At 72.4% G+C, this 18807-nt stretch carries 18 protein-coding genes and 1 pseudogene; 6 read left to right on the top strand and 13 right to left on the bottom strand.

Annotation, left to right across the window (positions count from 1 at the left end; genetic code table 11):
* Window positions 1-44 precede the first annotated feature (44 nt).
* From VFJ21_00355 to VFJ21_00340, 4 genes are read right to left on the bottom strand one after another with little or no spacing between them, the layout of a single operon-like run.
* Window positions 45-314, bottom strand: coding sequence for a hypothetical protein (locus tag VFJ21_00355; protein ID HET7405573.1), 270 nt, complete (start codon window positions 312-314; stop codon window positions 45-47).
* A gap of 38 nt (window positions 315-352) precedes the next feature.
* Window positions 353-1147, bottom strand: coding sequence for an acyl-CoA thioesterase domain-containing protein (locus tag VFJ21_00350; GenBank protein ID HET7405572.1), 795 nt, complete (start codon window positions 1145-1147; stop codon window positions 353-355).
* Window positions 1144-2565: a HAMP domain-containing sensor histidine kinase gene (locus VFJ21_00345; GenBank protein HET7405571.1), complete on the bottom strand. Its 1422-nt coding sequence runs from the start codon at window positions 2563-2565 to the stop codon at window positions 1144-1146. The genes VFJ21_00350 and VFJ21_00345 overlap by 4 nt, the downstream gene beginning before the upstream one ends.
* Entirely contained in the window at window positions 2562-3272 is a 711-nt protein-coding gene (locus VFJ21_00340; protein HET7405570.1) for a response regulator transcription factor, read from the bottom strand. Before VFJ21_00340 ends, VFJ21_00345 begins: the two co-directional genes overlap by 4 nt.
* 62 nt (window positions 3273-3334) lie before the next feature.
* Between VFJ21_00340 and VFJ21_00335 the strand changes: the two genes are divergently transcribed.
* Entirely contained in the window at window positions 3335-4843 is a 1509-nt protein-coding gene (locus VFJ21_00335) for a potassium/proton antiporter (protein ID HET7405569.1), read from the top strand.
* Here VFJ21_00335 and VFJ21_00330 read toward each other — a convergent pair.
* On the bottom strand, window positions 4827-5672 hold the full coding sequence (locus tag VFJ21_00330; protein HET7405568.1) for a 3-hydroxybutyryl-CoA dehydrogenase: 846 nt from the start codon (window positions 5670-5672) through the stop codon (window positions 4827-4829). The genes VFJ21_00335 and VFJ21_00330 overlap by 17 nt on opposite strands.
* Before the next feature lie 55 nt (window positions 5673-5727).
* On the opposite strand from VFJ21_00330, the gene VFJ21_00325 reads away from it, so the two are divergent.
* Window positions 5728-6027, top strand: coding sequence for a hypothetical protein (locus VFJ21_00325; GenBank protein HET7405567.1), 300 nt, complete (start codon window positions 5728-5730; stop codon window positions 6025-6027).
* 15 nt (window positions 6028-6042) lie between these two features.
* Here VFJ21_00325 and VFJ21_00320 read toward each other — a convergent pair whose 3' ends face one another.
* Both VFJ21_00320 and VFJ21_00315 read right to left on the bottom strand, forming a co-directional pair.
* The gene (locus VFJ21_00320) at window positions 6043-6807 is read right to left on the bottom strand and encodes a PP2C family protein-serine/threonine phosphatase (protein ID HET7405566.1); all 765 of its coding nucleotides are present in this window, start codon (window positions 6805-6807) and stop codon (window positions 6043-6045) included.
* A 97-nt stretch (window positions 6808-6904) separates the two neighbouring features.
* Window positions 6905-7798: a LysR family transcriptional regulator gene (locus VFJ21_00315; GenBank protein HET7405565.1), complete on the bottom strand. Its 894-nt coding sequence runs from the start codon at window positions 7796-7798 to the stop codon at window positions 6905-6907.
* A 70-nt stretch (window positions 7799-7868) separates the two neighbouring features.
* Between VFJ21_00315 and VFJ21_00310 the strand changes: the two genes are divergently transcribed.
* Genes VFJ21_00310 through VFJ21_00300 form a run of 3 tightly spaced genes read left to right on the top strand, consistent with a single transcriptional unit; the run spans window position 7869 to window position 11026 of the window.
* On the top strand, window positions 7869-8885 hold the full coding sequence (locus VFJ21_00310; GenBank protein ID HET7405564.1) for a putative sulfate exporter family transporter: 1017 nt from the start codon (window positions 7869-7871) through the stop codon (window positions 8883-8885).
* A 37-nt stretch (window positions 8886-8922) separates the two neighbouring features.
* Complete coding sequence (serS, locus tag VFJ21_00305; protein HET7405563.1) at window positions 8923-10191, top strand: serine--tRNA ligase; 1269 nt, start codon at window positions 8923-8925, stop codon at window positions 10189-10191.
* A gap of 31 nt (window positions 10192-10222) precedes the next feature.
* Window positions 10223-11026, top strand: a complete 804-nt coding sequence (locus VFJ21_00300; GenBank protein HET7405562.1) for an HAD family hydrolase — start codon at window positions 10223-10225, stop codon at window positions 11024-11026.
* Here the strand turns inward: VFJ21_00300 and VFJ21_00295 are convergent.
* From VFJ21_00295 to VFJ21_00285, 3 genes and pseudogenes are all read right to left on the bottom strand, one after another.
* Window positions 11017-11547 (bottom strand): bacterial proteasome activator family protein, encoded by a 531-nt coding sequence (locus VFJ21_00295; GenBank protein HET7405561.1) that lies wholly within the window; start codon window positions 11545-11547, stop codon window positions 11017-11019. The two genes, VFJ21_00300 and VFJ21_00295, sit on opposite strands and share 10 nt — an antisense overlap.
* A pseudogene (locus tag VFJ21_00290) lies at window positions 11544-13471 on the bottom strand (acyl-CoA dehydrogenase family protein). Before VFJ21_00290 ends, VFJ21_00295 begins: the two are co-directional and overlap by 4 nt.
* A gap of 9 nt (window positions 13472-13480) precedes the next feature.
* Window positions 13481-14473, bottom strand: a complete 993-nt coding sequence (locus tag VFJ21_00285; GenBank protein HET7405560.1) for an NAD(P)H-quinone oxidoreductase — start codon at window positions 14471-14473, stop codon at window positions 13481-13483.
* Window positions 14474-14545: 72 nt separating this feature from the next.
* On the opposite strand from VFJ21_00285, the gene VFJ21_00280 reads away from it, so the two are divergent.
* Window positions 14546-15769, top strand: coding sequence for a helix-turn-helix domain-containing protein (locus tag VFJ21_00280; protein ID HET7405559.1), 1224 nt, complete (start codon window positions 14546-14548; stop codon window positions 15767-15769).
* A 105-nt stretch (window positions 15770-15874) separates the two neighbouring features.
* Here VFJ21_00280 and VFJ21_00275 read toward each other — a convergent pair whose 3' ends face one another.
* From VFJ21_00275 to VFJ21_00265, 3 genes are all read right to left on the bottom strand, one after another.
* Entirely contained in the window at window positions 15875-17629 is a 1755-nt protein-coding gene (locus VFJ21_00275; protein ID HET7405558.1) for an acyl-CoA dehydrogenase family protein, read from the bottom strand.
* Between the two features lie 289 nt (window positions 17630-17918).
* Window positions 17919-18314, bottom strand: coding sequence for a VOC family protein (locus VFJ21_00270; GenBank protein HET7405557.1), 396 nt, complete (start codon window positions 18312-18314; stop codon window positions 17919-17921).
* On the bottom strand, window positions 18311-18595 hold the full coding sequence (locus tag VFJ21_00265; protein ID HET7405556.1) for a metalloregulator ArsR/SmtB family transcription factor: 285 nt from the start codon (window positions 18593-18595) through the stop codon (window positions 18311-18313). Before VFJ21_00265 ends, VFJ21_00270 begins: the two co-directional genes overlap by 4 nt.
* Window positions 18596-18807: the final 212 nt, after the last annotated feature.

The raw sequence follows: 18807 nt of genomic DNA, 5'->3' as shown, positions 1-18807 counted from the left end.
CACCGGTCGTCGCGGTCGGCGCCGCAACCGCCTGGGGCGAAACGTCAGGCGGCGTGCCGCGTCGGCGTCGACCGGGTGCAGGCGGCGTGCGTGCAGAACCAGTCGTCGATGCGAGTGGCGTACTCGCTGTCGGTGAAACCGACGTGGGTCTCGGCCCCGTGGACGGCGCAGCGCAGCGTCACCGTGTCGCTGTCGTCGGCGGACTCGACCGACAGCGCATAGGCACAGCACTCGTCGGATGACAACTGCGGCGTCACCGCGATCACCGGCTTCCAGGAGCGAAAGGTCTTGCACCAGGTACAACGCTCCAGCACATCGGCGCGTTACGCGCCGGGCCTGAGCAGAATTCTCGTCAGCCTCGGACGAGCACCTCTTGCGCCATCGATGCTCCGAGCACCCCGGCGCCGTCGTGCAGAGTGCCGACGACGAGCGCGCGGGCGCCCGACGCCGACACCGGCTGCATGTCGAAGAGCAGCCACTGGTCGGTGCGGACCGGGCGGTGGAACCACACCGCGTGGTCGAGGCTCGCCCCGAGACCCCGGCGGTGGTAGAGGCGCAGGGACCGGCGGGCGGCACCGACCGCACCCATGTCGGACAAATACGTCAGCACGCTGGCGTGCAGTGTCCGGTCGTCGTCCAGTGCCCCGCGGGTGCGCACCCAGATCTGGCGCGTGGAGCGGCCATGCGTGGCGGTCTCGTCGAGCACCTCGCGCACGTCGAACGGCGACAGATGGCCACCGTCGCCGTCGTCACGCGCGGCGACCTCGTCCGGAGCCGGTACGCCGAGAGGCTGTGGCACCTGGTAGTCCCCGCCCGGCTCGTCACGGTGGAACGACGCCGCCAGGCTGAAGATCGCCTCCCCGTCCTGGACCACGACGACCCGGCGGGTGGTGAACGACCGGCCGTCGCGGATGCGGTGCACCTGCAGGGTCGACGGGAGCTCCAGCCGGCCGGGCCGCAGGAAGTAGCCGTGCAGCGAGTGCGGGAAGTGGTCGGAGTCGACGGTGTACGCCGCAGCGCGAAGCGCCTGCGCGGCCACGTGCCCGCCGAAGAGCCGGCCGTGGCGCGCGCTGGTCGGGTTGTGGCCGCGGAAGAGGTCCCGGTCGAGGCGCTCGAGGGCGAGCATCTCGACGAGCCGGTCGATCATCCTTGCAGCACCTCCGCCGTGGACACCGGCGCGGCACCTGCGGCCGGCGCGACGATCACCGGCGTCAGCGTGAGCTCCGCGACCGCGCCGCCCGACGCCAGATTGTGCAGGGTGACCCGGCCGCCGTGCGCATCGGCCACCTGCTTCACGATCGCCAGCCCGAGGCCGGAGCCGGGACGGGCGCGCGCCTCATCGGCCCGGTAGAAGCGGTCGAACACGTGCGGCAGGGCCTCGTCGGGGATGCCCGGTCCGTGGTCACGGACCCGCAGCACGGCGTCGCGGTCGACGGTGACCTCGACGAGCCCACCCGGGTCGGAGAACTTCCCGGCGTTGTCGAGCAGGTTGGCGACGGCCCGGTCGAGCCGCGCGCCGACGCCGCGGACCGTTACCGGCACCGCGCGGTAGTCGAACTGCACGCCAGGCCAGTGCAGCCGGGCCCGCTCGACGGCGTTGCCGACCAGCCGGTCGAACGGCACGTCGTGCGGCTGGTGCACCGGCTCCTCGCCGCGAGCCAGCTCGACGACGTCGGCCACCAGGTCGGTGATCTCCTGCAGCTGGCCGACGATCCCGGCGATGAGCTCGGCCCGGTCGGTCGGCGAGAGCTCGTCGACGCGGTCGAGAACCTCGACGTTGGTGCGCAGGCTGGCCAGCGGCGTGCGCAGCTCGTGGGAGGCGTCGGCGACCAGCCGGCGCTGCGCGGTCACCGACTGCTCGAGGGCGTCGAGCATCGTGTTGAAGCTCGCCGCCAGCCGGCCCAGCTCGTCGTGGTGACTCTCGACGATGCGCGTCGTGAGGTTGCGGGTCGTCGCGATCTCCTCGGTGGCGGCGGTCAGCTGTGCCACGGGCGCCAGCGCGCGCCGGGCGAGCAACCACGCCAGGCCGACGGCAAGAGCGAGCGCACCCGCGGCCAGCCCGACGAACGCCCGGGCCAGCCGGTGCAACTGGTCCTGCACGTGGGTCGTGGGCAGCGCCACCTGCAACGCGAAGCCCGGCACCAGCTGCACGGTCAGCATGCGGGCCGGCGTGCCACCGATCGACGTCGAACGCAGGCTCGGACCTCTCCGGCCACGCGCGACCGCGCGGTCCTCCCGGGTGACCGGCAACGTCACGTCCTGCCCCGGCGGCGGCGGGAGGGACTCGCCGAACATCGGCACGACCTGCACGTAGCCGTCGACCTGGCCGAACCTCGTGCGCAGGCGCAGCGGCACGCCTCGGCCGGCGAAGAAGTCGGCCTGCTGCTGCAGGTCGTTGGCCTGCGCGCGCAGCTGGTCGTCGATCGTGCCGTAGAGCTGGTGGCGCACCGCGAGGTAGCCCACACCCGCGACACCGGCGACGCCGACCAGGACGGCCACGGCGGCCGCCACGACGAGCCGGGTGCGCAACGACTGGGCGTGCCACCAGCCGCGCAACCCGCTCACTCGGGCGCTCGCAGCTGGTAGCCGACGCCCCGGACGGTGTGCAGCAGCCGCGGCCGGCCGCCCGCCTCCGTCTTGCGCCGCAGGTAGCCGACGAAGACCTCGAGGGAGTTCGACGCCGGCTCCAGCTCGTAGCCCCACACGCGCTCCATGATGACCTCGCGGGTGAGGACGCGACCGGCGTTGCGCATGAGCAGCGCGAGCAGCGCGAACTCGGTGCGGGTGAGGTCCTCGGCGTGGTCGCCGCGGCACACCCGTCGACTGCCTGTGTCGAGCTCCAGGTCGGCGAAGCGCAGCACCTCGTCGGCCTCGTCGTCAGCCACCGGCGGGGCGGCCCGGCGCAGCAGCGCGCGCAGCCGGGCACGCAGCTCGTCGAGAGCGAACGGCTTTGCCAGGTAGTCGTCGGCGCCCGCGTCGAGGCCCGCGACCCGGTCCTCGACCTCGTCCCGCGCGGTCAGCACGAGGATCGGGGTCCGGTCCCCCGCGGCGCGCAGCCGGCGGCAGACCTCGAGCCCACCGACGTACGGCATCATCACGTCGAGCACGATGACGTCGGGCCGCTCCTTGGCGACCGCCTCCAGTGCCGCGACCCCGTGGCCGACGGCGGTGACCCGGTAACCGTCGAGGCTCAGGGCACGGCGCAGCGCCGCCCGCAGCTCCGGGTCGTCGTCGACGACGAGCGCGGCGGCGGACTCCGGCGACGCCCCCACGCGGTCAGTGTGCGGCACGCGCCTGAACGACACCTGAAACCGGCGGCCGACATGATGGGCCGATGGACCATCCCACCCTGGCCATCGCCATCCTGGCGACGACCGGGGTGCTGCTGGTCGCGATCGCCGGGGTGCGGGTCTCGGCAAAGGTCGGCGTTCCGAGCCTGCTGCTCTACCTGGGCATCGGCATGGTGCTCGGCCAGGACGCGATCGGGCTCGACTTCGACAACGCAAAGTTGGCGCAGCACCTCGGGCTGGTCGCGCTCGCGGTGATCCTCGCGGAGGGCGGGCTGACCACCCGCTGGGGAGACATCCGCTCCTCCGTGCCGATGGCGGTGGCCCTCTCCACCGTCGGCGTCGCCGTGAGCGTCGCGGTCACCACGGTCGCGACGCGCTACGTGCTCGACACGGGCTGGCGTACGGCGGCACTGCTCGGGGCGATCGTGTCCTCGACCGATGCCGCCGCGGTCTTCTCGACGCTGCGCGCGGTGCGGCTGCCGGCGCGGCTGCGCGGAGTGCTCGAGGCGGAGTCGGGGTTCAACGACGCGCCGGTCGTCATCCTCGTCACCCTGCTCGCCGGCGAGCACGGCGGCGCGCTACACGGAGCCGGAGTCCTCTGCTACGAGCTCGCCGTCGGCGCCGGCATCGGCATCGTCACCGGGCTGCTGGCGAGCAACACGCTGCGGCAGGCCGCCTTGCCCGCCGCCGGGCTGTACCCGCTCGCGACGATGGCGTTCGCGATGGCGTCGTACGCCGCGGCCACCGCCGCGGGCGCCAGCGGGTTCCTCGCCGTCTACCTCACCGGGCTGTGGATCGCCAACGCGCCGCTCCCGCACCGCCGGGCGACGCTGGGCTTCGCCGAGGGCATCGGCTGGCTGGCACAGATCAGCCTGTTCGTGATGCTCGGCCTGCTCTCGGCGCCGACCCGGCTCGGCCCGGCGGTGCTGCCGGCGCTGGCGATCGGGGCGGTGCTGCTGCTGGTGGCGCGGCCGCTGTCGGTCGTGGCGAGCACGGGAGCGTTCCGGCTGCCGTGGCGCCAGCAGGCGCTGCTCTCGTGGGCCGGCCTGCGCGGGGCGGTGCCCATCGTGCTGACGACGGTGCCGCTGACGACCGGCGTGCACGGCTCCCGGCAGATCTTCGACGTGGTGTTCGTACTGGTTGCGGTGTTCACGCTCCTGCAGGCGCCGCTGCTGCGCCCGATCGCCGCGGCACTCGGGCTCGTCCGCCACGACGAAGCGGTGCCGCTGACCGTCGAGTCGGCACCACTCGACGAGATGCACGCCGAACTGCTCCAGCTCGAGATCCCGCCCGCCTCACGCCTGCACCTGGTGGAGATCTGGGAGCTGCGGCTGCCGGCGGGCGCTGCGGTCACGCTGATCGTGCGGGACGGTACGGCGTTCGTACCCGAGCCGACCACGCCGCTCGAGCGCGGCGACTCGGTGCTCGTCGTGACGACCCGGACCGACCTGGCCGCCACCGAGGAGAGGCTGCGCGCGGTGCACCGCAGCGGCAAGCTCGCCCGATGGGCCGGCGACCGCGGCAGCGCCTCGCCGGTCAGCGGTCGTAGCTGAAGAAGCCACGCCCCGACTTGCGACCGAGCAGGCCCGCCTCGACCATCCGCCGCAGCAGCGGGGGCGGGGCGTAGAGCGGCTCCTTGAACTCGGCGTACATCGACTCGGCGACGGCGGCGGTGGTGTCGAGCCCGATGAGGTCGGTGAGCGCGAGCGGTCCCATCGGGTGGTTGGCGCCCGCGACCATCCCCGCGTCGATGTCCTCCGGCGTGGCGTGGCCGGCCTCGACCATCCGGATCGCCGACAGGAGGTACGGGACGAGCAGGGCGTTGACGACGAAGCCGGCACGGTCCTTGGCGCGGATCGTGCGCTTGCCGAGCGACCGCGCGAACTCCTCCGCCTCCTCGACGGTGTGCGCGCCGGTCAGCGGGCCGGCAACGATCTCGACCAGGGGGAGCACCGGCACCGGGTTGAAGAAGTGGATGCCGACGACCCGGTCGGGGCGCCCGGTCGCGGCCGCGATGCGGGTGATCGGGATCGACGAGGTGTTGGTCGCCAGGACCACGCCGGGGCGGACGATCGCGTCGAGGCGGGCGAACAGCTCGGTCTTGATGCGCTCGTCCTCCGGCACCGCTTCGATGACGAGCTCGCGGTCGGCGAGGGCATCCAGGTCGGTGACGAGCGAGATGCGCGCGAGGGCCGCCTGCGCCTGCTCCTCGGTCGCGCGGCCGGCCTTCACGGCGCGCTGCAGCGAGGTGTCGATGCGTCCGCGCGCGGCCTCGGCGAACGCCTCGGTCGACTCGACGACCGTCACGTCGTTGCCCGCGACGGCGACCACCTCGGCGATGCCGGCGCCCATGATCCCGCCGCCGACCACTCCCGCCTGCATGCACTGACCGTAACCGGCGCGCGTGACCCGGCCGGTGGCGGGGAACCGGGCTGTCATGAGCTGGACAGCCGAGGTGCGCGCACACGAGGGGCTGACCGCGCGGTGGGAAGTGCTGATGATGCCGACCGCCGACGACCTGCCCGTCGAGCTGCAGCACCGCTTCGTCGAGAACTGGGAAGATCTCGAGACGCTGCTCGCGACCGCCGGGCTGACGCTCGACGACGTGCTGTGGGGCGGTGACGGGTCTGCCTACACCGCCATGGTGGGTGACCTCGGGCCGCCGCGCGCGCCGGTGCGGCAGCCGCGGTCGGGCCGGCTCGAGGTGACCTGGCCGCGGACGCAGGTCGACGGCTGAGGGTGGCGATCAGACCTAGGGCTGGCGGTGGATGAAGACCACCGCGGCATCGTCGTCGCCGTGCGGCGGCCGGCTGGCGAGCAGCGTGTCGGCCGCGTCGCGGAAACCCGAGGTGATCAGGCGCTCGGCGCCGCCGAGCAACCGGTCGTAACCGCTCGCCAGGTCCTCCCCGCGGCGCTCGATGACCCCGTCGGTCACGAGCAGGATCGCGTCGCCCGGGTCGAGGACGCCGGAGACGTAGGGCCACTGGCCGCCGGGGTTGAACCCGAGCCCGGCCCCCCCGACCTCGCAGAGCTGCCAGACCCCGCGGCCGGCGTGGAAGATCGCCGGCGGCACGTGCCCGCCGACGCCCAGCTGGTAGGCGCCGGTGGTGAGGTCGACCTCCACGTGCACGGCGGTGGCGAAGTGCTCTTCCCAGTTGTGCCGCCGGTGGATGTGCGCGTTGAGCCGGTCGAGCAGGTCGCTGGTCGGCACCGAGCCGAGCAGACCGCTGACCGCGCCGGCGAGCATCAGCGACCGGGTGGCCGCCGCGAACCCCTTTCCGGACGTGTCGACGAGCACCGCGCTCAGCCGCTTGGCGTCCGCGGCGAGGTCGAAGACGACGAAGTCGCCGCCGATCTCCGCACCGCCGGCGGCGACCAGCGCCGTCTCGACCTGCCAGCCGGCCGGGACGGGCGGCGGGGTCGAGATCTCCCGAAGGTGGCTCGACAGGTCGAGCAGCAGTCCCTCGCCGCGCAGCAGTCGCCGCCGCGTGCTCGCCGACCGGCCCCCGGAGCTCACCCCAGCACCGTAGCCGTCGGATTTGCCAGGTTCCATATTCCGGCCGGGCGAGCGTGCCGGTTTCACTCGTTCGCCGGAGCGCGCCGCGGCCCGCGGATCACGACCGCAGGCTGAGCGCGAGCAAGGAGTTGGCCGGTCCGGTGGGCGCGCGGCCCGCTCGCCAGACGGCATGGAAGTGGCGCCGGAGGTCGAGGCCGGCGACCGCGATCGCCACCAGGCGGCCCGCCTCCAGGTCAGCCGCCACGGCGAGCCGGCTCAGCACCGCGACCCCGTCACCCGCCATCACCGCGGCCTTGATCGCAGCGGTCGATCCCAGCTCGAGGCCGGTGCGAAGAGGCAGCCCGTGGGCGGCCAGGGCGGAGGCGAGGGCCTCCCGGGTGCCGGAGCCGATCTCTCGCACCACCAGGGGAGCCGCGACGAGCTCCTCGGGGCTCACCGGTGTGCGGCGGCGAGCCCAAGGATGTCCTGGCGCGGTCACGGTGACGAGCTGATCGCCGCCGACCCGCCGGGACCGCAACCCGGCCGGCACTCCAGGCCCCTCCACGTAGCCCAGGTCGACGCCGCCGGCGCGCACCAGCTCCGCGACATTCTCGGAGTTGACCGCCTGCAACGAGACGGCGACGTCCGGCAGGGCCGCATGCAGGGCGACCAGCCAGCCCGGCACCAGATGATCCGCGACCGTCAGCGAGGCGGCCAGCCGCAGCCGGTCGTGGTGCCGGTCGGCGAGCGCGCTCACGCTGCGGCCGAACGCGTCGGCGGCGTCGAGCAGCGGGCGGGCCCAGTCGACGACCGTCCGGCCCGGGGCGGTGAGCCGCGAGCCGCTCGGCGAGCGCTCGAGAAGGACGAGGCGCAGCTGCCGCTCGAGGGCGCGTAGCCGCAGGCTCACCGCGGGCTGGCTGAGGTCGTGGCGCGCTGCGGCTCGACCGATGCTGCCCATTTCGGCGACGGAGACCAGCAACTCGAGGGCGTCGAGGTCGGGCGCAGGAGCCATAGGCAAACCTTATGACCCGTCGCGGAACTGGCACCTACACAGGAGAGATCTGCCGGCACACGGTAGATGCATGGTCCCGCTCGCTTCACCGTGGCCGGTGCGCCTGCCGGTGCCCGGACTGCTCCTCGCGGTCGGGGTGGCAGCGGTGGCGACCGGCCTCGGCGAGCTGCTGCCCATCGTGGGCGGCCCGGTCTTCGGCATCGTGCTCGGCGCCGCGCTGGCGGCGGTCGTACCGAGACACGAACGGTTGGACCCGGGGCTGCAGTTCGCGCGCAGCCACGTGCTGCAGGCGAGCATCGTGCTGCTCGGCACCGGCCTGTCGCTGAGCCAGGTCGTGCACGTCGGTGCGACCTCGTTGCCCGTCCTCGCGGGCACCCTGACCGTGGCGCTGGTCGGCGCCCGCCTGGTCGGCGCCGCGCTCGGCGTGCCCCGCGACGCCCGGACGCTGATCGGGGTCGGCACCGGGGTCTGCGGCGCGTCGGCGATCGCCGCCATCACCCCGGTGCTCGGCGCGGCCGAGGCCGACGTGGCCTACGCGATCGGCACGATCTTCACGTTCAACGTGGCCGGCGTGCTGCTCTTCCCGGCGGTCGGTCATCTGCTCGGCCTGTCCCAGCACGCGTTCGGCCTGTGGTCGGGGACGGCGATCAACGACACCTCGTCGGTCGTCGCGGCGGCGTACTCCTACGGCGCGACCGCGGGGGCCTACGCCGTGGTGGTCAAGCTGACGCGCAGCCTCGCGATCATCCCGATCACCGTGGGCCTCGCGCTGCTGCGCGGCCGGCGCTCCGGCGCCGACGGCCGGCTCGACGGGGCCTCGCTAGCTCGTCTGGTCCCGCTGTTCCTCGTCGGCTTCGTCGCAACGAGCGCGGCGCAGACGGCGGGCGTGATTCCCGCCGGATGGCACCCGGCGCTCGGGCACACGGCGGTGTTCTGCATCACGGTCGCGCTCGCGGCGATCGGCCTGTCGACGCGGTTGTCGACACTGCGGCAGGCCGGGCACCGCCCACTGCTGCTCGGCGCGGTGCTGTGGGCAGCGGTCGGGGTCAGCAGCCTGCTGCTGCAGGCCGTGACCGGCACGCTGTGACCAATAGCCGTTGGCCCCACCTCATAGGCTTGAGCACGTGATCGACCTGCGGCTGCTGCGCGACGACCCCGACCGGTTCCGCAAGAGCCAGCGGGCACGGGGCGACGACGAGTCGGCGGTCGACGCAGCGCTGGCAGCCGACGAGCGCCGCCGGGCCGCGGTCGCGACCTTCGACCGGTTGCGCGCCGAGCAGAAGACCCTGGGCGCGTCGGTGGCGAAGGCGCAGGGCGACGAGAAGCAGCAGCTGCTGGCGAGGGCGAAGGAGCTCGCCGACGCGGTGAAGGCCGCCGACGCCGAGCAGCAGCGGGCCGACGAGGACCTGCGCGCCGCGGCGTACGCGATCGCGAACCTGGTCGAGGACGGCGCACCCGTGGGGGGCGAGGACGACTACGCCGTGCTGGAGACGGTCGGCGACGTGCCGGTCTACGACTTCGAGGTGCGTGACCACCTGGAGCTCGGCAAGCTGCTCGGCGCGATCGACGTGGAGCGCGGCGCGAAGGTGTCCGGCGCGCGGTTCTACTTCCTGACCGGCGTGGGCGCGCTGCTCGAGCTGGCGCTGGTCAACCTCGCCATGGCCCAGGCGGTGGAGGCGGGGTTCACCCCGGTCATCACGCCGGTGCTGGTGCGGCCGGAGGCGATGGAGGGCACCGGGTTCCTCGGCCAGACCGCCGCCGACGACGTCTACCGGGTAGCGCAGGACGACCTCTACCTCGTGGGGACCAGCGAGGTGCCGCTCGCGGCCTACCACATGGACGAGATCCTCGACGTCGGCGCGTTGCCGCTGCGCTACGCCGGCTTCTCGACCTGCTTCCGGCGCGAGGCGGGGTCACACGGGCGCGACGTGCGCGGCATCATCCGGGTGCACCAGTTCGACAAGGTCGAGATGTTCTCCTACTGCACGCCGGAGGAGGCCTCGGCCGAGCACCAGCGCCTGCTCGGCTGGGAGAAGGAGTTCCTGACCAAGCTCGAGCTGCCGTTCCGCGTCATCGACGTGGCGACCGGTGACCTGGGCACGAGCGCGGCCCGCAAGTTCGACTGCGAAGCGTGGATCCCCACGCAGGACCGCTACCGCGAGCTGACCAGCACGTCCAACTGCACGGAGTTCCAGGCGCGGCGGCTGCAGACCCGGATGCGTACGCCGCAGGGCACGAGACCCGTCGCGACGCTCAACGGCACGCTGGTGGCGATCGCCCGCACGATCGTCGCGCTGCTCGAGGTCCACCAGCGCGCCGACGGGTCGGTGCGCGTGCCGGCTGCGCTGCGGCCCTACCTCGGCGGGCGCGAGGTCCTCGAGCCGGTCGGATGAGACCGCCGGCAGGAGCGTCGTGGGGCGCCCGGTGAGCCGATCGATCGCACCGCCGCGCGTGGTCGCCACCGACCTCGACGGCACGATCGTCCGCAGCGACGGTTCGATCTCGGAGCGCACCCGGCGCGCGCTGGCGGCGGCGGAGGACGCCGGGGCGATGGTCGTCTTCGTGACCGGCCGGCCGCCCCGGTGGATGCGGCCGATCGCCGAAGCCGCCGGGCACCGTGGGCTGGCGGTGTGCGCCAACGGCGCGTTCGTCTACGACCTGCACGCCGAGCAGGTGGTCGAGGAGTTCCTGCTGCAGCCCTCGGTCGCCGCGTCGCTCGTGCAGGTGTTGCGCGAGGCGCTGCCCGAGGTGGCGTTCGCGGTCGAGCGGGCGTCGGAGTTCGGGCACGAGCCGGCCTACCGGTCGCGCTGGCCGGTGCCCGACGGCGCGCTGGTCGCCGACGTCGAGGCCCTGCTCTCTGCGCCGGTCGCCAAGCTGCTCGTGCGCCACGAGAGCATGGCGCCCGACACCCTGCTCGCCCGGGCCCGGGAAGCGTCCGCGGGGCTCGCCACGCTGACCCACTCCAGCCGCGACGGCCTGCTCGAGATCAGCGCCGCCGGCATCACGAAGGCCACCACCCTGGAGCGGGTCGTCGCCGAGCACGGCTACGGCGCCCCCGACGTGATTGCGTTCGGCGACATGCCCAACGACCTGCCGTTGCTCGCGTGGGCCGGCCGCGCGATCGCGGTCGCGAACGCGCACCCGGAAGTGCTCGACGCGGTCGACGAGGTCACGGCGAGCAACGACGACGACGGTGTCGCGCTCGTGCTCGAAACCCTCTACAGGTAAGGGCCGGAGACCTGTCCCTGCTGCTGCCCCGGCATCGGGCCGGGCAGCGCCCGCCGGCGCATCTCGTCGAGCTGCGCGCGAGCCGCCATCTGCTGGGCGAACAGCGCGGTCTGGATGCCGTGGAACAACCCCTCGAGCCAGCCGACGAGCTGTGCTTGCGCGACCCGCAGCTCGGCGTCGCTCGGCACGGTGTCCTCACTGAACGGCAGCGTGATCCGCTGCAGCTCGTCGCGCAGCTCGGGCGCGAGCCCGTCGGACAGCTCCTTGATGGACGTCTCGTGGATCTCCCGCAGCCGCACCCGGCTGGCCTCGTCGAGCGGTGCGGCCCGGACCTCCTCGAGCAGCTGCTTGATCATCGTGCCGATCCGCATGACCTTGGCCGGCTGCTCGACCATCGAGACGAGCCCGCCGTCCTCGTCGCCGCCGCCGGCGACGTCGCCGGCAGGGACCTCCTGCACGGGCTCGCCGTCGGGCCCGACCGTGACGATGCGCAGCCGGTCGGCGGGGGGCTGCTCGGTCACGCCAGGTCCGGCTGCTTGGCGATCATCGGGCCCTCACCCGACGGGTCGAGCACGTCGGCCTCGAACCACCGGTAGTCGCCGTCGAGCACCCGCATCGCCGCCGCGTGGTTGGTGTCGTCGTCGTTGCGCCACAGGTCGTGGAACAGCTGGTCGACCCGGCGCCGGGCCTGCGTGCAGAACAGGTCGCAGAGCTCGAAGACGCTCGCCCGCCGTGACGGCTCGTCCTTGGCGAGCGTGTCGGCGTAGACGCACGCGCTGGCCATCGCGTAGAGCTCGGCCCCGATGTCGACGATGCGGCCCAGGAAGGCCTGCCGCTTCTCCAACCCGCCCTGCCAGCGGCTCATGCCGTAGAACGTCGACCGCGCCAGCTTGCGCGACGACCGCTCGCAGAACCGCAGGTGCGTGGCCAGTGGCCCGAACTCGGCGTAGGACGTCGGGCTGAGCCCCTCGCCGACCGTCAGCTTCGGGAACCACTTGGCGTAGAAGCCGCCCGCCTTCACCGCGGTCTTCGCCTTGTCGGCGAGCGGCACGTCGGGCTCGATGATGTCGCCGGCGATCTGCAGGTGCTGGTCGACGGCTTCGCGGGCGATCAGCAGGTGCATGATCTCGGTCGAGCCCTCGAAGATCCGGTTGATGCGCATGTCGCGCAGCGCCTGCTCGACCGGCACTGGCTTCTCGCCACGCGCCTTCAGCGACTCCGCGGTCTCGTAGCCACGCCCGCCACGCACCTGCACCAGCTCGTCGATGACCTGCCAGGCGATCTCGGAGCCGTAGAGCTTGGCCAGTGCGGCCTCGATGCGGATGTCGTTGCGCTTCTCGTCGGCGAGCCGGCTGGAGACGTCGACCATGGCCTCGAGGCCGAACGCCGACCCGGCGATGAACGCGATCTTCTGCGCGACGGCGTCGTGCTTGCCGACGGGCAGGCCCCACTGCACCCGCTCGCTGGACCACTCGCGGGCGATCTTCATGGCCCACTTGGACGCCTGCGCGGAGATGGCGGGCAGCGACAGCCGGCCGGTGTTGAGCGTGGTGAGCGCGATCTTCAGGCCCTGGCCCTCGCCGACGAGAAGGTTGTCGGCCGGGACGAAGACGTTGTCGAAGCGGGTGACGCCGTTCTCGATGCCGCGCAGGCCCATGAACTGGTTGCGGTGCTCGACGGTGATGCCCTCGGACTTGGCGTCGACGATGAACGCCGAGATGCCGCCCCGGTGCCCCTCGCTCTTGGGCACGACCGCCATCACGACGAGCATGTCGGCGATGACCCCGTTGGTGGTCCAGAGCTTGCGGCCGCTGATGCGGTAGCCGCTGCCGTCGTCGGTGGGCACGGCCTGCGAGCTCATCCGCGCCGGGTCGGAGCCGACGTCGGGCTCGGTCAGCAGGAATGCGCTCACGTGCGTGCGGGCGACCAGCGGCAGGTACTTCTTCTTCTGCTCCTCGGAGCCGAACAGCCGCAGGGGCTCCGGTACGCCGATCGACTGGTGCGCGGACAGCAGCGTCGAGATCGACGCGTGCCACGTGCCGGTCATCGCGAGGGCCTTGTTGTAGTAGACCTGCGAGAGGCCGAGGCCGCCGTACTCCTCCGGGATCTTCATGCCGAGCGCGCCGAGCTCCTTGAGGCCTTCGACAACCTCGTCGGGGATCTTCGCATCGCGCTCGATCTGCAGCGGGTCGACCTTGTTCTCCAGGAACGACCGCAGCTCGCCGAGGAACCGCTCGCCCTTCTCGATCTGGTCGGGCGACAGCCGTGGCTGCGGATGGATCAGGTCGAGCCGGAAGTTGCCGAGGAACAGCTCCTTGCCGAACGACGGGAGCTTCCACTCGGTCTCGCGAGCCGCCTCAGCGACCTGCCGGGCCTCACGCTCGCTCACGTTGCTGCTCACGGCATGCTCCTTCGCTCGGTTACCCGTGGGTCACCTTCCCGCACCGTACGCCGTCACGCCCCGACCGTCGCCACCGAAAGAATGATCTTGCCTACATGGCCGCTCTCCTCCAGGAGGCGGTGCGCCAAAGCGGCGTCGGGCATCGGCACCCGCCGGTCGACGACGGCCCGCACGGCACCCGAGGCGACCAGCGGCCACACGTGTTCGCGCACCTCGGCGACGATCGCAGCCTTCTCCGCCACCGGCCGGCCGCGCAGGCTCGTGGCGTGCACCGCGCCCCGCTTCGTGAGCAGCTGGCCGAGGTCGAGCTCGCCCTTGCGCCCGCCCTGCAGGCCGATCACGACGATGCGGCCTCCCGTGGCAAGGGCGTCGACGTTGCGCGGCAGGTAGGCCGCACCCATGATGTCGAGGATCACGTCGGCGCCGCGCCCGCCGGTCTCCTCGCGCACCACGTCGACGAAGTCCGCCTCGCGGTAGTTGATCGCCACGTCGGCGCCGAGCTCACGGGCGCGCGCGCACTTGTCGTCGCTGCCGGCGGTCGTGAGCACGTGGGCGCCGTGCTGCTTGGCGAGCTGGATCGCGAACGTGCCGATGCCGCTGGTGCCGCCGTGCACGAGGAACCGCTCGCCGGGCTGCAGCCGGGCCAGCATGAAGACGTTGGACCACACGGTGCAGGCCACCTCGGGCAGGCCGGCGGCGTCGACCAGGTCGACTCCGGCCGGCACCGGCAGGAGCTGGCCGGCGGGGACCGCGACCTTCTCGGCGTAACCGCCGCCGGCGAGAAGCGCGCACACCTCCTCGCCGACGGTCCAACCGCTCACCCCGTCGCCGAGGGCGGCGATGCGGCCGCTGCACTCCAGGCCGAGCAGCTCGGACGCGCCCCGCGGCGGCGGGTAGAAGCCCATGCGCTGCATGACGTCGGCCCGGTTGACGGCACTGGCGGCGACGTCGACGAGCACCTCGCCGGGTGCCGGCACCGGGTCGCCGACCACGTTCCACTCCATGACCTCCGGGCCGCCGGCGCCCGACAGCGTGATCGCGTGCATGGTCCGGAGCCTACGAACATCGCCGCCGCACCCCCCTGGTCGGGAGCGTTGTGACGGAGCACAATTCGGCTCATGGCGGGGGCGGGCGCGGCTGTGACGGCGCGGAAGGAACCCGGTCTCTACCGGCGGGTGGAGCGGCGGGTGCCCGAGCTGGCCCGTGCCCTCATCGAGGTCTTCCTCGAGGAGATCCCGCGTTACGACCTGCTGCCGCAGGAGCAGCGCGAGGGCGAGCTCACCGCGGGTGTCGAGGACAACCTGCACATCTTCTTCCGCAGCCTGCGCGAGGAGCGGCCACCGACCGATGAGGAGCTCGCCGGCCCGCGCGCTGCGGCCCGGCGCCGGGCGGAGGAGCGGGTGCCGTTGGAGGCCGTGCTGTCGGCGTACCACGTCGGGGCGCACCGGGCGTGGGAGATGCTCGTCGATGCCGCGCGCCGCGACGAGCGCGAGGAGCTGCTGGCGGCGGCCGACGCGGTGCTGCGCTACCTGCGCCACGTGACCGGGGCGGTCGCGACGGCCTACCTCGACGAGCAGCAGGCGATCTACGGCGAGGAGCTCGACGCGCGGCGGTCGCTGACGCAGGCGCTGCTCGTCGGTGCGCCGGCCCACGGCCTGGCCCGCCGGCTGGGGATCGGGCTGGCGCCGGCGTACGTCGTCGGGATCCTCGACGTCGGCGGCCCCACCGAGGGCGACGAGGCCGGTGCCGGCGCGCACCGGCGGGCGCGCCAGCTGCAGGAGTGCCTCGACCGGCACGCCGGGGTGCCGGTGCTGGCCCTGCTCGACGGGGGTGGCGGGTCGTTCCTGCTGCCGGCGGACGTCGACGGTCTCGAGCAGGTGGCGGGCGACCTCGACGTGCTGGCCGAGGACATCACCGCGGAGACCGGGTCACCGGCGACGATCGCGGGCGCGGCAGCCGAGACCGTCACCGACGTTCCCGAGGCGATGGCCCAGGCCGGCGACGTGCTCGACCTGGTGCAGCGGCTGGGCCGGCCGCCGGGCGCCTACCGCCTCGACGACGTGCTCGTGGAGTACCAGCTCACGCGGGAGTCCGACGCGCTGCCGCTGCTGTCGGCCGCGTTGGAGCCGCTGGCCGGCAACCCCGATCTGCTCGTGACGCTGGAGACCTACCTCGCGCACGACCAGGACCGGCGCAGCACAGCCGCGGCGCTGCACGTGCACCCCAACACTCTCGACTACCGGCTGCGCCGGATCGTCGACCTCACCGGTCTGGACACGTCGACAACGCGAGGGCTGCAGATCCTGGCCGCCGCGCTGACCGCTCGCCGGCTGGAGCAGTAGCTACCGTCCCGGCTGTACGCCGCGGTTCGTTGAACCGTCTTCTGCCGCCGTGTGGGGGTCAAACGATCTCTGAGAGGCCCCACACCGCGGCAGAAGACGACGGCGTCAGCCGCGGTCGTCGACGAAGGCCCCGTCGACCAGCTCGTCGAAGCGGGCCAGGTCGTTGCGCGGGTCGATGATCTCGCTGACTGCGTCGCGCGGGGCGAGGTGCCGGTCGCACCACAGCCGCGCGACCAAGGCCTTGCGGTCGGTGCCGGTCGTACGCCGCTCGTGGCCGGCCTGCTCGACCAGCAGAGCCCCCGTGTAGACGTCACACATCAGGTGCGCGAGCGGGGAGAGCCGCGCCTCGCCCACGTCGGGGTCGAGCCGTGACAGCCCGTCGAGTGCCCGCTCGAGGTCGGCGAGCCGCTGCTCGACCAGACCGGTGGTCGGGTCGTCGGCCGGGCCGGCCGCGATCGCGTCGCGAAGGTTGTCGAGGAACGGCTTGTGGGCCTGCTCGCGCTCCATGGCGCGGCGTACGTCGAGGCAGAGGATGTTGTCGCCGCCCTCCCAGATCGTGTTGACCTGGGCGTCGCGCAGGATGCGGGCAACCGGCCACGTCTCGCAGTAGCCGTTGCCACCGTGTACCTCGATCGCCGTGCTGGCGGCGGTGATGCCGAGCCGGGCCGCGCGCAGCTTGGCCAGCGGCGCGGTCATCCGCAGCGGCCGGGCGTGCGCGTCGAAGACCAGCGCCTGCGCGCCCTCGACATCGACGAGGAGGTCGGCGAGGGTGCGGCGCATGAGCGGCTGGTCGGTCAGCGGGCGGCCGAACGCCTCGCGGGCCCGGGCGTAGCAGAGCGACTCGACCAGAGCCCGGCGGGCGCAGCCGAGACCCATCATCGCGATGCCGAGCCGGGCGGCGTTGGTGAGCTGCATGAGCCGCGAGACCGCGCGGCCGTCGCCGACGTTGGCCTGGCCCGCGCCGGGCGGGTCGGCGAGCAGGAACGCCTCGGCGTCGGCGAACTCGACCTCCGCCGACGGCACCGCCCTCGTGCCGAGCTTGTCCTTCAGCCGGCGGATGTGGACGCCGTTGGGCGTGCCGTCGCGACGCTGCCGCAGCACGAGGAACGACGCGACCCCGCGCACGCCGTCTGGCGCACCCTCGGGCCGCGCCATGACGACCCACGCCCCGCCGTTGGCGTTGGAGACGAACCACTTGACGCCGTTGAGCGCCCACACGTCGCCGACGGGGGTTGCGGTCGTCTCGATCGCGCCGAGGTCGGATCCACCGCTGCGTTCGGTGAACGACTGCGCGGTCTCACCCATCAGGCCGCCCGGGCCGGCGATCTCGTCGAGCATCGCGCGGACCTCGGGGGGCGCGTAGCGCTCGGCGAGCCGGTAGACCATCTCGCCGCCCGTGCCGAGCGCGCACATCATGCCGATCTCGGCCTGGTCGAGCAGGTAGCTCGACGCCGCGCCCGGCAGCGTCAGGTCGATCCCCGCGGCGACTGCCTCGGCGCGGACCGCGTTGCCGGAGAAGCTGTGCGCGATGACGGCGTCACGGTTGGCCTCGAACGTCGCCGGCAGCACCACCTCGCTCACGTCGTGACCCCACCGGTCGTAGCGCTCGAGGCGCGGCGGGTGGCGGTCGGTCTCATCCGCGTTGCGCGCGATGAGATCGCCGCAGACGGCGCCGTACGCCGACAGCTTCGGCTCCGCCCACGCGAGGTCATCGGACGACATGTGCTGGGCGAGGATGAAGCGCAGCGTCGGGTCGCTGGTATACCAGTTCAGACCGATGGCACCGGCGTAGCGGTCGGTGTCGTAGCGCTGCGAGCGATCGGTCGCCTGGTGGCTCGGAGGCGCGTCGTACGTCGTCATGACTGCACTGTCTCACCGCTCGCGACAGGTGCGGTAGGAGTCGCCGATGGCCGAGTCCCACGAGTGATAGCCGGCTGCGATCGAACGAACCGGCTTCCTATCCTCGTGCCCAGGTCGGGAAATCGGTGTGATGCGGACCGGCACGGGTCGCGTAATGCGCGCCATACGACGTCCCTGAGCCGACAGCGTGCGCGGGAGATCCGGCGTTCCACGACGTTCTGGTCGAGCAACTGAGGGTGTGCGATGTAGTGACGCCTCTGTTCGGTTCGCTGCTGCCGAAACAACGAGGTCAGTCGGCCCTCGGAGCTGTGGCGATCTGGATGAGGTTGCCGCAGGTGTCGTCGAGGACGGCGGTGACGACGGGCCCCATAGACGTCGGCGGCTGCGTGAATCGAACGCCGCAGGCGAGTAGGCGCTCGTACTCCCGGTCGATGTCGTCGACGGTGAACGACGTGAACGGGATGCCGTCTGCCGCGAGCGATGCTTTGAACTGCTTCGCGGCGGGGTGCTCGTCTGGCTCCAGCACCAGCTCGACGCCATCCGGTACCGCGGGCGACACAACCGTAAGCCAGCGATGCTCGCCGAGCGGAACATCGGTCTTCTTCTGGAAGCCGAGCACGTCGGTGTAGAAGGCGAGCGCTTTCGCCTGATCGTCGACGAGGACGCTCGTCACTGTGATCTTCACGTGTCCCCTCCTTGTCGTCGTAGCCATTGATCGGTCAGGTGCTCCAGTGGGCGCCGGTCAAGCCGGTGAAACCTGTAGCGACCTTCTCGACGTACCGCGATGAGCCCGGCTTCGACCAGCACGTCGATGTGTTGCGAGACCGCTTGCCGTGTCGACGCGACCGCGTGTCTCGTTGTCAACCGGGCACACAACTCGAAGAGCGTCTGGTCGTCGCGATCAACGAGCTCGTCAAGGATCGCGCGCCGAGTCGGGTCCGCCAGCGCCTTGAACACGTCGCTCATCGCGCTGGACAATAGGCAAGCGCATACTTGCATGTCAAGGGGACCAACGCCGGGGTGCCTACGGCGAGCCGTCGGTAGTGACATTCCTGAGCGGAGCGGGGCCGTCAAGGTTCTGTTGTAAGCGTTCTTCGACCGTCGCCGGCATGGTCGTGGGCAGCGTCGATCGCGGGGCGGGGTCAACACGCAGCGCCCGGAGCGCGGAGCGCGAGGAC

Source organism: Mycobacteriales bacterium (assembly GCA_035690485.1).
Taxonomy (GTDB): Bacteria; Actinomycetota; Actinomycetes; order JAFAQI01; family DASSKL01; genus DASSKL01.
The sequence above is the reverse complement of the archived record's forward strand: the minus strand, read 5'-3'. Positions and strand labels throughout refer to the sequence as shown.

What these genes read in the sequence shown, in the direction of transcription:
- VFJ21_00350 (HET7405572.1), bottom strand. Translation starts at nt 1,147, where the DNA reads ATGATCGACCGGCTCGTCGAGATGCTCGCCCTCGAGCGCCTCGACCGG.
- VFJ21_00335 (HET7405569.1), top strand. Translation starts at nt 3,335, where the DNA reads ATGGACCATCCCACCCTGGCCATCGCCATCCTGGCGACGACCGGGGTG.
- VFJ21_00330 (HET7405568.1), bottom strand. Translation starts at nt 5,672, where the DNA reads ATGCAGGCGGGAGTGGTCGGCGGCGGGATCATGGGCGCCGGCATCGCC.
- VFJ21_00325 (HET7405567.1), top strand. Translation starts at nt 5,728, where the DNA reads ATGAGCTGGACAGCCGAGGTGCGCGCACACGAGGGGCTGACCGCGCGG.
- VFJ21_00315 (HET7405565.1), bottom strand. Translation starts at nt 7,798, where the DNA reads ATGGCTCCTGCGCCCGACCTCGACGCCCTCGAGTTGCTGGTCTCCGTC.
- VFJ21_00310 (HET7405564.1), top strand. Translation starts at nt 7,869, where the DNA reads ATGGTCCCGCTCGCTTCACCGTGGCCGGTGCGCCTGCCGGTGCCCGGA.
- VFJ21_00285 (HET7405560.1), bottom strand. Translation starts at nt 14,473, where the DNA reads ATGCACGCGATCACGCTGTCGGGCGCCGGCGGCCCGGAGGTCATGGAG.
- VFJ21_00280 (HET7405559.1), top strand. Translation starts at nt 14,546, where the DNA reads ATGGCGGGGGCGGGCGCGGCTGTGACGGCGCGGAAGGAACCCGGTCTC.
- VFJ21_00275 (HET7405558.1), bottom strand. Translation starts at nt 17,629, where the DNA reads ATGACGACGTACGACGCGCCTCCGAGCCACCAGGCGACCGATCGCTCG.
- VFJ21_00265 (HET7405556.1), bottom strand. Translation starts at nt 18,595, where the DNA reads ATGAGCGACGTGTTCAAGGCGCTGGCGGACCCGACTCGGCGCGCGATC.